This window comes from Nonomuraea sp. NPDC048901, assembly GCF_040649695.1.
Lineage (GTDB): Bacteria > Actinomycetota > Actinomycetes > Streptosporangiales > Streptosporangiaceae > Nonomuraea.
The window spans coordinates 461,848-476,403 of record NZ_JBEZFW010000005.1 but is presented as its reverse complement, the minus strand read 5'-3'; the positions used below and the strand labels follow the sequence as shown (position 1 = coordinate 476,403).

The following is a 14,556-nucleotide window of genomic DNA, read 5'->3' as shown; positions in this document are numbered from 1 at the left end:
AAAGTGACACCCGATACGGTCGAATCCGCCCGTAGCGGAAGAGGAAGGTGCAATGTCACGACCCAGAGAGGCGTTGATCCAGGCAGGTCAGGGCATAGCCCAGGCGGTCGTTCAAGGCGGTGATGTCCGTCAAGCCGTCGGCCAGGCGGTGGACCAGGCGGGCCAGCTGGCCGGCCAGGTCCAGGTTCAGGGCTTCGCGCTCAACCCGTACGACTTCGCGGCGGCCCGTGACGGCGGCGTGTCGGTGGGCACGCTGATCGAGGCCCGGTCCGCGTCGCTGAACGAGGCCGGCGAGATCATCAACCGCAGCTTCGCCGAGAACGGCATGCACGTGATCTCGCCGGTGGTGATCCCCAAGGGGACCACCGCGAAGGTGGTCGTGCCGCTGGGCATCCTGGTGGTGCTCGGCCTGATCGGCGCGCTCGGCAACGTCATCCCCCGAACCGATGTGTTCTTCGGCCCGCACTACTGGGTGGTCCTGGTCCTGGCGGCCGCCTTCCTGTGGTGGCGGCGCAGCGTGGTGATGGTGCCCGAGGGCTGCAAGGCGCTGATCACCAAGTTCGGCAAGCTGGTGCAGATCGCCGACCCCGGCCGGGTGACGCTGTTCAACCCGTGGAAGCGGGTCAGCTACATCGTCAACACCACCCGTGAATACCCGTTCAACGCCCCCATCAGCGAGGCCCCCACGCAGCAGGGCGTCAAGGCGAGCGTCGACCTGTTCCTGCAGTTCAGGATCGAGAACCCGGCGGAGTTCATCTTCGTGCTCGGCTCGGTCAGCGGCTTCCAGTCCAAGCTGCAGAACGCCATCAGCGAGGTCACCCGCTCCCTCATCTACGCCCAGCGGGCCGAGGAGATCTACGACCTGGTGGGCGAGAGCACGCTGGGCATGCTGGACAACCTCAACCAGCAGTTCCTGCCCGCCGTACGCCTCACCGACGTCAACATCACGCACGCCGAGCCGTCCAGCCAGGAGTACCGGATGGACCTGGCCGCCCCCGAGATGGTGCGCGTCGCCAAGGAGGCCTACACCTACGAGTACGAGCTGCAGCTGCGCAAGGAGCAGAACGAGGGCGACCTGATCAAGGAGCTGGCCGGACTGCAGGAGACGCTGAGCGCGATCCAGGCGGAGATCGCCGGCTACCAGGCGCGCATGGACACGGCGCTGGAGCGGGCCTCCCACCAGGCCAAGGCGCAGGCCAGGCAGCGCCTGGTCGAGGCGGAGTCCTCCGCCAACGCCAACTCGGCGCTGCTGGAGGCGCAGGCGCTCGACATCAGGGCGCTCAGCGCGGCCGAGGCGCCGGAGATCCTCGACTACCGCTTCCAGCAGGACCTGCTGGACAAGCTGGAGTCGGTCGCGACCCGGCTGCCGCAGGTGGTGCAGGTGGGCGAGCACACCGACATCGACTTCCTGGCGCTGGCCCAGCAACTGGTCGGCGGCAAGGGGGCGGCGCTGTTCTCGGCCGAGGACATGGCCGCCATCCGGGGCCGGCTGGCCGAGATCGGCGAGCGCGTGGCGGGCAGGGAGGCGGAGATCACCGCACTGCTCAAGAAGGTCGCCGAAGAGGTGAGCGAGGCGCCCGAGCCCGCGCTCGCCGCCACGCTGCCGACCATCGAGGGTGAGGTCCGATGAGCCGCGAGTTCTCGAAGATCAAGGAGTCGCTGGCCTCCTGGTCCGACATCCGCCAGCTGCTGCGCGGCGGCGAGCAGGGCCAGCTCGTACCCGTCGTGATCCCCAAGGACAGGCGCGGCTTCGCCTGGATGGCCCTGGTCTTCATCGCCGTCTACTTCGCCGGGATGGCGGTGATGGGCAACCTCGTCGTGACGGCCTCGCTGGGCGCGCTGTTCTTCCTCGCCGTCGCGCTGGTGTGGATGTGGCGCCGGGCGATCATCGAGATCGAGGAGGGCACCACCGGCGTACGCAGCCGCTGGGGCGCCATCACCGGCACGCTCCCGCCGGGCCGCCACTACCTGTGGCTGCCGTGGGACCGGGTGGACGCGGTCGTCGACACCTCCACCGAGATCCCGTACTCGGCGCCGATCGTGGCCTGCCCGACGGCGGAGAACGTACCGCTGAAGTCGATCGAGTTCTTCCTCAAGTTCCGCATCGTGGACCCGGTCGCGTTCGTCCGCACGATCGGCGCGGGCAACTTCGACCTGGTGCTGTCGAGCGCCGTACAGGACGCGATCAGGCAGCGCAGCCGCAAGGTCAACACCGAGCGCGCGTACGACCTGCGCGGCTCCGACGTCGGCGACATGCAGGAGGCGCTCAACCGCCAGCTCGGCCGCTACGGGGTGCGCATCACCGGCGCCAACATCCCCGACGTGCAGCTGCCCGACCAGTACCAGCAGCACCTGGCCACCCGCGAGAAGGTGGCCAAGGAGTTGTCGGCCTACGAGCGCGAGTGGGAGCTGACCCGCAAGCGCCGCATCGATACCCTGCTCATGGAGATCGAGCGCTCCAAGAAGACCCGTGACGCCCGCGTGGTCGAGGTCAAGGCCGCGCACAACACCGCGCGCAAGGACGTGGCGCGCATGCTGGAAGAGCAGGAGACGGAGGCGCAGCGGGTGCGCTGGGAGATCGAGGCCCGCGGCCGCGCCGAGCTGACCGCGGCCGAGAACGAGGCCAAGGCCCTGCGCAGGCTGGCCGACTCCTACCGCGACAACCGGGCCGTGCTGCAGTACGAGCTGGCTCGCAGGCGCCTGGACGTGGGCGCCAAACTGGCGGAGAACGCCCCGCAGCCCCTGGTGGTCCGCACCCAGCAGGGATCCGGCGACTCCGCACTGTCGACCTTGCTCCTGGCCCAGTTGCTCCCCCGCTTCTCGGGCCATCACAACGGAGAGACCCCCGGGTCATAGGAGAACCCCATGGTGTTCCGCAAACTGATGGCCGCGTTCGGCGCGGGCGTCGAAGTAGACACGGTCCTGGCCGGCAGCGGTGTACGGCCCGGTGAGACGTTACGCGGAGTGGTGAACTTCCGCGGCGGCGGCGCCGACTACAAGGTCGAGGGCATCTACCTCGACCTGACCGCGGTGGTCGAGGTGGAGCGTGGCGACGAAGAGTACAAGACCACCTACGGCTTCCTGCGCCAGCAGGTAGCCGGGACCTTTCAGCTCACCGCCGGCGCGCAGCACAGCCAGCCGTTCGAGATCGTCATCCCCTGGGAGACGCCGATCAGCGCCATCGGCGGTCATCCGCTGCACGGCATGCGGCTGGGCGTGCAGACGGAGCTGGCGCTGGCCGGCGCGATGGACAAGGGCGACCTCGACCCGCTGTTCGTCAACCCGCTGCCCGCGCAGGAGCACGTCATCGCCGCGCTCGACCGTCTGGGCTTCGGCTTCAAGAAGGCCGACCTCGAACGCGGCACGCTGCGCGGCTCGACGATGCCGTTCTTCCAGGAGATCGAGTACTACGCGGGCGGGGAGTGGCGGCGGCACTTCAACGAGCTGGAGCTGACGTTCATCGCCGGGCCGCGGCAGATGGACGTCATCCTGGAGGCCGACAAGCGCGGCGGCTTCCTGACCTCCAGCCACGACGCCTACAACCGGTTCACGGTCCGCTACGACGACCCGGGCGGGGCCGACCAGGCGCTCCGGCACGCTCTGGAGCAGATGGCGCGCCGCCGCGGCTGGCTCTGAGCCCCAAGGGCGGCGTGGAGCGACAGCTCCACGCCGCCCTTGGCGTCAGTGGCGATGGCCTGTGACCTTGTACATCCGGTCGTACCAGGCCCGGTAGTGCCAGCCGGACCTGGCCCGGTAGTCGTAGCGCCGGTAAACGTGGAAGATCTCTCGCTTGAGCTCCCGCATCCGCTGCGGCACGTTGGGCGCCCAGGTCGTCATCGGGTAGCCGCGGTAGGCCACCAGGCGTACCCGCCGATCCGCGGCAGCGGCGGCGGCGAAGCGGGCCGAGGCCACGTGGTCGGGGTGGTCGCAGAGGCGGCAGCGCGGCGGCGGGTCGGGGTCCAGGGTGCGGATCACGTTCGCCTGGTATCTGGCGTAGATGGCACGCAGCATCGCCACCACGTTCTCCCGGCTCACGCACCGCCGCTCGGCGGGGTCGAAGACGCGTACACAGCCCCGGCCGGCCCACAGCCGGGTCAGCGCGTCACGACCACCGTCGGCGCGCGGGTCGCCGCCGTCCGGCAGCCCGGCATAGATCAGGACCACCTTTGGCCGCTCGACCAGGGAGTCCACCTTGACGGGCAGTCCCCCGGCGGTGATCACCGTGCTGTGCCAGGCATCGCGCACCCCGGCCAGATGGGCGTACGCGGCGCGCAGGCCCTCTACGCGGTCCCGTGCGTACACGTACGGATCGTGATGGTCGTCCAGCCCCGCGGTGCCCTCGCCCGCGGTGAGGTAGACGGTCACGCTCGGCCGCTCCCCCAGCACCCCGCCGTAGAGGTCGGGGCTCATGAACAGCAGATCGTCGTCCGGATGGGCGACGACATGCACGAACCGCTCCCCCAGGACCAGCTCGTCGGACACCGTGGCGGCGATGGCCGGCGGCACGGGACACACCGTGTAGACGACCAGCGCCATCGCCAGAGAACCCGAGCGCAAGCTCGGTATTAACCCCTTCATCCCCACCCCCGTCCAGTAAGCGTAAAGATCTCGCGATCTCCACGCCCTACCTTTAAGGGGGATATGTCAGGTCATACTCAGGGAGGAGGTCTGCTCTTTCCGCGCACTTGGCGGGGTCGTTACCATGATTTCGGGAACTGACTGATCGTCGGATGCGGGGCAATGCGATGGCACGGTTCACGGCGGCGCTGAAGCGGATCGCCCCATGGGCGGCGCAGAACGCCGACGGCGCGATCGCACTCGGTCTGGCCATTGTAGTCGGCGTGCTCGGGATCATGCCGGACGGCATCTTCGGCAAGGAAGGCGACAAGGTCCAGGATCAGCTGGTCAGCGCGGCGACCCTGGTGATCCTGGCGCTGGTGGCCACCGCGCTGCTGCGCGACCGGGTGCGTCAGGCGCCGTTGGAGGAGACCGTCACCTCCGGCGCGCTCGCCCAGCTGCCCGTGCGGCTGGCCCGGCTCGAGGCGATCGAGGACCTGGTCACCGGCACGCGGCGGGCTCTCGACTCGCTCCAGCTGGTCAGGGTGCTCGGCAGCAGGCAGGAGATCGCGCAAGCGCACGCCGACGCCCGCAAGGACACCACGCGGTGGAGCTTCAAGGGCGGCACCGGCACCTACCTGCGCGCGATCACGCTGCCCGAGTGCGTGGCGGCGGCCAGGAAGGTCAAGCGCCACCTCACGGTCAGGGTCGAGATCATCGACCCGGCCAACGTCGAGGTGTGCGAGACCTACGCCCACTACCGCCGCTCCCTGTCCGACGCGCCCGACGGCACCGGAGAGACCTGGACGGCCGACCGGGTCAGGAAGGAGTCGTACGCGACCATCCTGGCCGCCTTCTGGCACCGCCAGCGCTACGGGCTGCTCGACATCGGCATCGGCCTGTCCTCCACGATGACGACCTTCCGCTGGGACCTGTCGGCCACCCGCCTGATCATGACGGTCGAGGACCCCAACCGGGCGATGACCGCGCTGGCCGACACCTTCTACTACGAGAACTGCGACACCGAGCTGCGGCTCAGCTTCGAGCAGGCCCGGCTGGTGCCGCTGGAGATGTACAAGAAGGTGCCGTTGAGCGACGAGCCCACGGTCGAGGAGGTGCAGGAGCTGTTCACCCGGATCTCGATCCCCTTGCCCAGGTCCTACGACGACCGCGACGTCGTCGACATCGCCCGCAAGGCGCTGCGCGCCAGGAATCCGTACGACGCATGAGCCGTAACGGTGTCTACCAGCAGCTCGCCCGGGGACAGGCGCGGCCGTGGGCGCTGGCGGCGCTGTCGAGCACCGGCATCAGGGCCGTACGCCACCCGCTCGGCTTCGTCTGCCTGCCGCTGGAGCGTGACGGCGGCGAGGGGGTATGTCTTCATCTGTGGTCGGCCAGGTTCACGCACGCGCAGAGCACCACGTCGGGCATCCACTGCCACAGCTGGGACCTGCTCAGCCATGTGCTCTACGGGCAGGTGCGCAACGTGCACGCGGTGGTCACCGACGCGGTACGCGACCCGACCCACCGGGTGTTCGAGGTGGTCAGCGGCGCCGACGGCGACCGCATCACGCCCACCCGCCGGACCGTACGACAGGAGACGGGGCTGGTGGAGGAGTTCGGCCCCGGCGACACCTACACGCTGGCGGCCGGCCGCTTCCACAGCAGCGTCGTGCCGGCGGGCGGCGAGGCGGCCACGATCGCGCTCGGCCGCGGCCGGCCGGGCAGCCGCGACCTGTCGCTGGGCCCGCTCGGCACCGGCGACCACCACGTGTCCAGGCAACCGCTCGACGACGAGGAGACGGCGCTCGCCGTCCGCCTGATAGCCGCCCACCTGAGCTGAGGGGCCCCGAATGGATCTGGATCACGCTCGCGCGGTCGCCGTCACCGCCGCCGAGGCCGCGGGCGAACTACTCGTGTCCGGCACCCGCGGCGTGCTCGGCACCCGGCCCAAGGGCGGTTCGGGCGACGTCGTCACCGAGCTCGACCTGGCCTCGGAGAAGCTGCTGGTCGAACACATCCTCACCGCATTCCCGGCGCACTCCGTCATCGCCGAGGAGTCGGGCCTGCTCGGCGCCGCCGACGGCGAGTGGACGTGGCTGATCGACCCGCTCGACGGCACCAACAACGTGGTGATCGGCCTGCCCGCCTATGTCGTCGGCCTGGCCCTGTGCCGCTCGGGACGTCCCCTGCTGGGCGTGGTGCACGACCCGGTCTCGGCCCAGACCTGGTCGGCGATCCGCGGCCGCGGCGCGATCACGTCCTCCGGCGTACGGCTGGCGCCGCCGCACAACCCCTCACCGCACGGCCCGCTGCTGGCGTGGACCCAGGGCTACTCGGTGTCCAGGGGTGACGCGACCGTACGGGCCATCAAGTACGCCCTGGAGCTGAGTGCCCGTCGGATGCTGCAGCTGTGGGCCCCGCTGCTGGCGTGGGCGATGCTGGCCAGGGGCGACATCGACGGCATCGTCGGTTACCGGGCCGAGGCGGTGGACCTGCCCGCGGGCGCGCTCCTCGCGCAGGAGGCGGGCATCGAGATCCGGGCACTCGACGGCGGGCCGTTCGAGGAGGGGATCGACGGCACGCCCGACGACCGCAGCTTCGTCGCCACCCACCCGAGCGCCATGCCCGGCCTCCTCGAGGTGCTCCGCACCCGCGCCGCTACTTGACCTTGTACTTGCACAGGCCCGTACCGGAGGCGACCTTCTTCCCATCCACAATGATGCGGCAGGGAGCCGGCTTGAGCTGACCGCTCGCGTCCTTGACCGAGCCCGACACGACGGACACCAGGCGGCCCACGCGCTGCTCGGCGCCGGTGAGCTCGATCGTGGCGGTCCGCGACCAGGGCAGGGTGGCGTTGTTCTCCGTGCCGTCCTCGTCGGCCATGTACATGATCGGCTGCATGGTCTTGCCCTTGCCCAGCACCTCCAGCTTGATCGTGCGCGTCGCGGCGGCGGGCGGCGCGGCACCGGGCGACTCGGCGGGCGGCGCGACGGTGGCGGACGGGGGCGTCGAGGGCTGGGCCTGTGGGGACTCCTGGGCGCCGCAACCGGCGAGCACCGCAGCAAGACCGAAATATGCCAACAAACGGTAGATAGCCATGAACCGTATTGTCCCCGATCCTGACGAGCGGTCAGCCGAATGTGACAAGGGCCCACACGCTGGCGAGCAGGCCGACGATCGCCAGCCCCGTGCCGGTGGCCAGGAAGCGGCGCATCGGTACGGGCACGTCGTGACGGCGGCACGACTCGAACCAGAGCAGCGTCGCCAGTGACGCCCACGGCGTGACGACCGGCCCCACGTTGGTGCCGACCAGCAGGGCCAGCAACCGGTCCTGGTCGCTCGACGGGATGACCTCGGCGATGGCCTGGAAGGCGGGCAGGTTGTTGATCAGGTTGGACAGCCCGGCACCCACCGCCGCCGTCCGGTAGGGGTCGCCTTCGGCGCCGATCATCCAGCGCATCAGGTCGGCCAGGCCGTAGCGGCTGAGGGTGGGCACCACCAGGAACAGGCCCGTCACGAAGATGAGCAGCTGCCAGGGGATCAGGCTCCAGGTCAGCCGGGCGCGGTCGCGTACGACGAAGGCCACCACGACGACCAGCGCCGCCACCGAGGCGGCCACGCCGACCTGGACCTTGACCAGCAGCGCGCCGATGAACAGTAAGCAGCCCGCGGCCGCGGCGGCGAACAGCACGCGGTCGGCGACCGGCTCCAGCAAGGGCGGCGTGTAGCGCAGGTCGCGACGCTGGCCCCGGCGCCAGAAGAAGACCCACAGGAAGGCCATCGTCACGGCGATCGAGACGATCTGCGGTACCCACATCCGCCCGGCGAACTGCTGCGTGTCGAGCGCGATCTTGTTGATGCCGAGCAGGTTCGTCAGGTTGGAGACGGGAAGCAGGAGGCTGGCGGTATTGGCCAGCCAGATCGTGGTCATCGCCAGGGGCAGGGCGGCGATGCGCGCCCTGGGAGCCAGCGCCAGCATGACCGGCGTGAGCAGCACCGCCGTGGTATCGAGATTCAGAAATATCGTAATAAATGAGGCAAAGGCTGTGCACAGGAAGAAGAGCGCGACGTAGTTGCCCCGTCCCAAGACCGCCATCCGCGCCGCGATGGCGTCGAAGACCTGGGCCTCCTTGGTCAGCTCCGCCAGCACGATGATGCCCACCAGGAAGACGAGCAACGGCCCGATCTCATCCAGGCTGTCCACGGCTTCGCGCCACGGCAGCAGCCCGGTCGCCACGAAGACGAGGCCGAGCCCGAGCAACCCGACCCTGATCCAGTCGAGCACACCAAGACGTAGCCACACCCGTCGATGATCGCACAGCTGAAAATCGCCGGTCCCACAGGGGATACTGAGGGAATGGCACGTGACGGCAGGCCGACAGAGATCTTCGTCAGCTACTCCCCAGCCGACACGGCTTGGGCGACCTGGATCGCCTGGGAGTTGGAGGCGGCGGGCTACCGGACCATGATCCAGGCGTGGGATTTCGTGCCTGGCACGAACTTCATCGACTTCATGGACCGCGGCGTCAGCGAGGCGCAGGTGGTGGTGGCCGTGCTCTCGCGCAACTACCTGACCTCGCGCTACGGCCGCATGGAGTGGCAGGCCGCGCTCCGCGCCGACCCCGACAACCCGTCCAACAAGCTGATCACGATCCGGCTCGAGGACGTACGTCTCGATGGGCTGCTGTCCACGATCACCTGGGTGGACCTGCTCGGCGTCACCGATTCAGGACAGGCCAGGGCGCTGCTGCTGGGCCGGGTCAGGGAGGCCATGGCGGGCCGGGCCAAGCCGGAGGCGGCGCCCGTCTTCCCGACGGGCGCGGGTCTGCCGCTGCCCGCGCCGACCCTGCCGCCGCCGGGTGAGCGCTCGCGGGCCCGGCGCACCCCGGTGTCGGCGCCGAAGTTCCCGCCGTCGGCCACCGCCGACCACGGCCGCGAGTCGCTGACCGTGCTGCACATCGGCGGCCCCCGGTTCGGCCGGGCGTTGCCGGATCCGGGCGAGCCGTTCACGCCCGAGGACATGCAGGCGCGGATCTGGGCGGATCTCACCGAGATGTACGACAGGGGCATGCCGCGCCCCGATCTCATGGTGGTCACCGGCGACCTGACCGAGTCGGGCAGCCTTGGGCAGTTCGGCCAGGCGACCCGCTTCATCACCGACCTGCGGCTGCTGGTCGGCCTGGAGCCGCACCGGCTGGTGATCGTGCCGGGCCCGCGCGACGTCACCAAGGCCGCGGCCAGCGCCTACTTCCTCACCTGCGAGGCCGACGACGTCTCCCCGCAGCCGCCCTACTGGCCGAAGTGGCGGCATTTCGCGGGCCTGTTCGGCGAGGTGTACCAAGGGCTGGACGATCGGGTGTTCGACGGCGGCCAGCCGTGGACGCTGTTCGAGGTGCCCGACCTGAAGGTGGTCGTCGCCGGGCTCAACTCGACGATGGCCATGAGCCACCTCGAACGCGACGCCTATCCCCTGCTCGGCGAGGGGCAGGCCGCCTGGTTCGCCGAGCGGCTGCGCCCCTACGAGGAGAGCGCCTGGCTGCGGCTCGGCGCGATCGGGCACCCGCCGTCCACGCTGCGCGACGCGCCGACCTACGACCGGATCCTCGCCCGGCGGCTCAACCTGCTCTTCCAGGGCGCGGGAGAGGCCGGTGAGGCCGCCGTCGCCGCGCCGCGCTCCGGGCACCACCAGGTCGTCGAGATCACCGCCGGCGGCCTGCGTACCTGGCTGCCCGGCGCCGACCGTCCCGAGCGCGTCTCCCACAGCTGGCGGGCCGCCCAGGCCACCTTCACCGGGGAGGCGCCGGCCGCCCGCGCCCCCGAGCCCGCGCCGGTCGAGCGCGAGCCGGGCCCGGTGGACCTGCTGCTCGATCGGATCACCGAGGTCTGCGAGGCCCGGCACGAGCGGGCCAGGATCCGCCGGTTCACCGCCCACCTGGTCGTCACGCATCCCGAGGACGGGTTCGTCCGGCAGACGATGATCGGTGCGCACGTGGGCGAGCTGACCGCCGCCGAAGCCGATGATTTCGTCCGGCAGGCGCACGCCGCCGACCTCGCCGCCGAGCTCGTCTACCAGGGGCGGCCCCCGGCCAGGTCGCTGCGCGACGAGCTCATGCGCAGAGGCGTGCGGCTGCGCAGCTTCACCGAGTTCCAGGGCCTGCTGGACCTGTCGGGTTATGTCGCCGAGCAGACGGCCCGGCTCACCAACGACCGCCGCTACCCGCCCAGCCTGTACGTCCCCCAGCGCTACCGCGAGCTCGACCGTCCCGGACACCAGGTCAGGGAGGGCCTGACCGACGAGCTGATGCGGCTGCTGGCCGCCGACCACGGCCGGTTCCTGCTGCTGCTGGGCGACTTCGGCCATGGCAAGACGTTCGCGCTGCGCGAGCTGGCCAGGCGCATCCCGGCCGAGCTGCCGCACCTGACGCCGATCCTGATCGAGCTGCGGGCGCTGGACAAGGCGCACTCCGTGGACGCGCTGGTCGCCGCCCATCTGGCCGGCCACGGCGAGGAGTTCATCGACCTCAAGGCGTTCCGTTACCTGCTGCGGCAGGGGCGGATCGTGCTGCTGTTCGACGGGTTCGACGAGCTCGTCACCCGGCTCACCTATGACCGGGCGGCCGATCACCTGTCGACGTTACTCGCCGCGGCCGAGGACAAGGCGAAGATCGTGGTCGCCAGCCGTACCCAGCACTTCAAGTCGCACTCGCAGGTGCTCACCTCGCTCGGCGAGATGGTCGGCGTGCTGCCGCAGCGGCGGGTGCTCAGCGTCGAGGACTTCACGCACGACCAGATCCGCGCCTACCTGGCCAACCGCTTCGACGACGGCGACGCGGCGGCGGCGCGCATGTCGCTGATGGAGAGCATCACGGACCTGCTCGACCTGGCCCAGAACCCGCGGATGCTGAGCTTCATCGCCGACCTCGACGCCGACCGGCTGCGTACGGTGGCCGGCGCCCGCCACACGATCAGCCCGGCGCTGCTGTATGAGGAGATCCTCGGCTCGTGGCTGGCCTTCGAGGAGCGGCGGGCCAGGGTGCCGGGGTCGCCGACTCCCCTGACCACCGACGAGCTGTGGCAGGTCGTGACGGGGCTCGCGCTGCGGCTGTGGGACTCGGGCGAGTCGCTGCTGGGCGTCGACGAGCTGACCGAGTACGCCGAGACGCTGACCGGCCTGGCCGGCGGGCAGCTGTCCGCCGAGCACGCCGCCCACGCGGTGGGCTCGGGGAGCCTGCTGGTACGCACCGAGGAGGGCATGTTCGGGTTCATCCACTCCTCGGTCATGGAGTGGCTGATCGCCCGGCACATCGCCGCCACGATCGAGGCGCCGGTGTGGCTGTCGCGCCGGCCGCTGTCGGCGCTGACCGTCGAGTTCCTGTGCGACCTGGCCGACGTACGGGCGCTGCGGGCGTGGGTGGCCGACCCGCCCGCCGACGACGTGTCGCGGGCGAACGCGGTCAAGATCTCGGCACGGCTGCGCACCCCCGCCAAGGCCGACCTGCGGGGCGCGAACCTCAAGGGCGAGGACCTGTCGGCCAGGGACCTGCAGGAGGTCGACCTGACCGGGGCCGACCTGACCGACGCCACGCTCGTCGGCACGAACCTGTCCCGAGCCGTCCTGCGCGACGCCAAGCTGGCCGGGGCCCGGCTCGACGGCGCCAAGCTGGCGGGCGCCGACCTGACCGGGGCCGACCTGTCGGGCGCGCGACTGGCCCACACGGACCTGAGCGATATCTCCGCCGAGGGCGCCCGGTGGCACCGGGCCACGCTGATCAACGTGACGGGCACGCTGCCGGACCTGCCGGGCGCCTCCGTGGTGCCGGGCCAGCCGGTGGAGATCCAGCTCGCGCCCGCCGCGATCGGCGTGCCGTATGGCTATCACTTCCAGACCAGCCGGCTCCCGGAGCCCATCGCGTACTCCCCCGACGGGTCCACGCTCGCCGTCGGCCACGAGGACGGCGGCGTGCTGCTGTGCGTGGCCGGCGCGCCCGTGCGGACGCTGCAGGGGCACGCGGGTCGTGTGTACGCGGTCTCGTTCGCCGGGGGCCTGCTGGCCACCGGCGCGAGCGACGGCCTGGTCGTGCTCTGGGACGCCCTCACCGGCGCGCACCTGCGCGAGCTGCGCGGCCATGCCGACGGGGTCTGGCCCGTTCGCCTCAACCCGTCGGGCGAGCTCGTCGCGGCGGGCGGCGGCGACGGCGTCATCCGCGTCTGGGACACCGCCACCGGCCGCCTCGTCCACGAGCTCGCGGGCCACCAGGCACCCGTTTACACGGTGTCGTTCGGCGACTCGGTGCTGGTCAGCGGCGACTCGGCAGGCGTGGTACGCCTCTGGGACCTGGCGTCCGGACAGGTGACGGGCACGCTCGACGGCCACCGCGGCTCGGTCTACCGTGCGGTCCACAGCCCGGACGGGTCGCTGCTGGCCACGGGCGACGAGGCGGGGACGGTACGCCTGTGGGACGCGGCCTCATGGGCTCTGCGGCACGAGCTGAAGGGCCATTCCGGCAGCGTCTACTGCCTGACCTTCGCGTCCGACGGCTCCCTGCTGGCCAGCGGCGACACAGCCGGGGCCGTACGCCTGTGGGACCCGGCCGGTCAGGCCCACGGCGTCCACACCAGCCACACCGGGTCCGTCTACCAGGTGGTCTTCTCCCCCGACGGCCGCACGCTGGCCAGCGGCGACTCCAACGGCGTCGTCCGGCTGCAGGAGGTGGGCGGCGGCCGGCGGGTCGAGCTGACCGGGCATCGCAGCTCGGTCTGGCCGTTCGTGTTCCGGCCCGACGGCGAGCAGCTGGCCACCAGCAGCAACGACGGGACGGTACGCCTCTGGGATCCGGCCAGCGGCCAGTGCCAGCGGGTGCTGCGCGGCCACGGCAGGCGGATCTCCTCGGTCAGGTTCAGCGCCGACGGCTCGATGCTGGCCACCAGCGGCAACGACGGCGTCGTCCGCATCTGGGAGCCGCGCACGGGCCGCCGCCTGCGCGAGGTCGCCGGCACCGCCGACCGGCTCATCTCGGCCCTGTTCTCACCTGCCGGGCCGGTCCTGGCCACCTCCAGCAACGACGGCGGCGTACATTTCTGGAACGCCGTCACCGGCGACTACGAGCGCGAGCTCAACGCCGAGACCGACCATGTGTGGGCCGAGGCGTTCAGCCCCGACGGCACGCTGCTGGCCACGGCCAACGACGACGACAGCGTACGCATCTGGTATCGGCCGACCAGCCGCCTGGCGAGCAACCTGGCCGACCACCGGGGCCGCGTCCGCTCGATCGCCTTCAGCCCCGACGGCCGTTACGTGGCCACAGGCTGCGACGACCGGCTCGTACGCATCTGGCACGTCGAGTCCGGGGGCCGGATCGCTACGTTGGAAGGCCATACCGACCGGGTCTACTCGGTCGTGTTCTCGCCCTCGGGCAAGCACCTGGCCAGCGCCGGCAACGACGGCCTCGCCATGATCTGGGAGCTGCGGCCCGGCCAGCCCTGGCAGCCGCGCCTGCGGCACACGCTCGACCGGCACGCCGGGCGGCTGTGGAGCGTCGCGTTCGACGCCACGGGCGAGCGGCTGGCGACCGGCGGCGACGACCTCATGGTCCGTGTCTGGGATACGGCGACGGGGCGGCCGCTGCACACGCTGGCGGGACACGCGCGGCGGGTGTGGTCGGTGGCGTTCAGCCCTTCGGCGGACCTGCTGGCCAGTGCCGGGGACGACGGGGTGGTGATCCTCTGGGCGGGGACGGAGCGGCGGGCCACCCTGCTGGGCCTGCCGGAGGGGTGGGCGGCGCTGTCCCCCGACGGCCGGTACAAGATCCAGGGGGAGGTTTCCGGGCAATTCTGGCACGTCATCGGGATGTCGCGGTTCGAGCTGGGTGAGCTGGACCCGTATCTGCCCGGGGTCCGTCAGGTGCCGCTCGACTCCCCGTTCTGAGCGCTCCTCCTGACTCGCTGGAAACCCGACCGGCCGGTGTCCGGCCGAAGGCGGTCAGCAGGTCCGGCCGA

Annotated in this window: 10 protein-coding genes; 7 read left to right on the top strand and 3 right to left on the bottom strand. The window is 70.9% G+C overall.

The window, feature by feature from the left end:
• Positions 1 to 52: 52 nt before the first annotated feature.
• From AB0C30_RS19790 to AB0C30_RS19780, 3 genes are read left to right on the top strand one after another with little or no spacing between them, the layout of a single operon-like run.
• Positions 53 to 1,630: an SPFH domain-containing protein gene (locus AB0C30_RS19790; RefSeq protein ID WP_357945629.1), complete on the top strand. Its 1,578-nt coding sequence runs from the start codon at positions 53 to 55 to the stop codon at positions 1,628 to 1,630.
• Positions 1,627 to 2,856 (top strand): SPFH domain-containing protein, encoded by a 1,230-nt coding sequence (locus AB0C30_RS19785; RefSeq protein WP_357945627.1) that lies wholly within the window; start codon positions 1,627 to 1,629, stop codon positions 2,854 to 2,856. Before AB0C30_RS19790 ends, AB0C30_RS19785 begins: the two co-directional genes overlap by 4 nt.
• Before the next feature lie 9 nt (positions 2,857 to 2,865).
• Complete coding sequence (locus AB0C30_RS19780; RefSeq protein ID WP_357945624.1) at positions 2,866 to 3,636, top strand: sporulation protein; 771 nt, start codon at positions 2,866 to 2,868, stop codon at positions 3,634 to 3,636.
• 45 nt (positions 3,637 to 3,681) lie between these two features.
• On the opposite strand, the gene AB0C30_RS19775 is transcribed toward AB0C30_RS19780, so the two are convergent.
• Positions 3,682 to 4,557: a PIG-L family deacetylase gene (locus tag AB0C30_RS19775; RefSeq protein WP_357945622.1), complete on the bottom strand. Its 876-nt coding sequence runs from the start codon at positions 4,555 to 4,557 to the stop codon at positions 3,682 to 3,684.
• Between the two features lie 188 nt (positions 4,558 to 4,745).
• Here AB0C30_RS19775 and AB0C30_RS19770 point away from each other — a divergent pair, with 188 nt between their 5' ends.
• From AB0C30_RS19770 to AB0C30_RS19760, 3 genes are read left to right on the top strand one after another with little or no spacing between them, the layout of a single operon-like run.
• Complete coding sequence (locus tag AB0C30_RS19770; RefSeq protein ID WP_357945619.1) at positions 4,746 to 5,786, top strand: hypothetical protein; 1,041 nt, start codon at positions 4,746 to 4,748, stop codon at positions 5,784 to 5,786.
• Entirely contained in the window at positions 5,783 to 6,400 is a 618-nt protein-coding gene (locus AB0C30_RS19765) for a hypothetical protein (RefSeq protein ID WP_357945617.1), read from the top strand. Before AB0C30_RS19770 ends, AB0C30_RS19765 begins: the two co-directional genes overlap by 4 nt.
• Positions 6,401 to 6,410: 10 nt before the next feature.
• Positions 6,411 to 7,226, top strand: coding sequence for an inositol monophosphatase family protein (locus AB0C30_RS19760; RefSeq protein WP_357945615.1), 816 nt, complete (start codon positions 6,411 to 6,413; stop codon positions 7,224 to 7,226).
• Here the strand turns inward: AB0C30_RS19760 and AB0C30_RS19755 are convergent.
• Positions 7,219 to 7,659, bottom strand: coding sequence for a hypothetical protein (locus tag AB0C30_RS19755; protein ID WP_357945613.1), 441 nt, complete (start codon positions 7,657 to 7,659; stop codon positions 7,219 to 7,221). The genes AB0C30_RS19760 and AB0C30_RS19755 overlap by 8 nt on opposite strands.
• 31 nt (positions 7,660 to 7,690) lie before the next feature.
• Positions 7,691 to 8,863 (bottom strand): SLC13 family permease, encoded by a 1,173-nt coding sequence (locus AB0C30_RS19750; protein ID WP_357945610.1) that lies wholly within the window; start codon positions 8,861 to 8,863, stop codon positions 7,691 to 7,693.
• Between the two features lie 54 nt (positions 8,864 to 8,917).
• On the opposite strand from AB0C30_RS19750, the gene AB0C30_RS19745 reads away from it, so the two are divergent.
• Complete coding sequence (locus AB0C30_RS19745; protein WP_357945607.1) at positions 8,918 to 14,485, top strand: TIR domain-containing protein; 5,568 nt, start codon at positions 8,918 to 8,920, stop codon at positions 14,483 to 14,485.
• Positions 14,486 to 14,556: the final 71 nt, after the last annotated feature.

Coding starts and splice junctions, on each gene's coding strand:
- AB0C30_RS19790 (WP_357945629.1), top strand. CDS start 53: ATGTCACGACCCAGAGAGGCGTTGATCCAGGCAGGTCAGGGCATAGCC.
- AB0C30_RS19785 (WP_357945627.1), top strand. CDS start 1,627: ATGAGCCGCGAGTTCTCGAAGATCAAGGAGTCGCTGGCCTCCTGGTCC.
- AB0C30_RS19780 (WP_357945624.1), top strand. CDS start 2,866: ATGGTGTTCCGCAAACTGATGGCCGCGTTCGGCGCGGGCGTCGAAGTA.
- AB0C30_RS19770 (WP_357945619.1), top strand. CDS start 4,746: ATGGCACGGTTCACGGCGGCGCTGAAGCGGATCGCCCCATGGGCGGCG.
- AB0C30_RS19765 (WP_357945617.1), top strand. CDS start 5,783: ATGAGCCGTAACGGTGTCTACCAGCAGCTCGCCCGGGGACAGGCGCGG.
- AB0C30_RS19760 (WP_357945615.1), top strand. CDS start 6,411: ATGGATCTGGATCACGCTCGCGCGGTCGCCGTCACCGCCGCCGAGGCC.
- AB0C30_RS19755 (WP_357945613.1), bottom strand. CDS start 7,659: ATGGCTATCTACCGTTTGTTGGCATATTTCGGTCTTGCTGCGGTGCTC.
- AB0C30_RS19745 (WP_357945607.1), top strand. CDS start 8,918: ATGGCACGTGACGGCAGGCCGACAGAGATCTTCGTCAGCTACTCCCCA.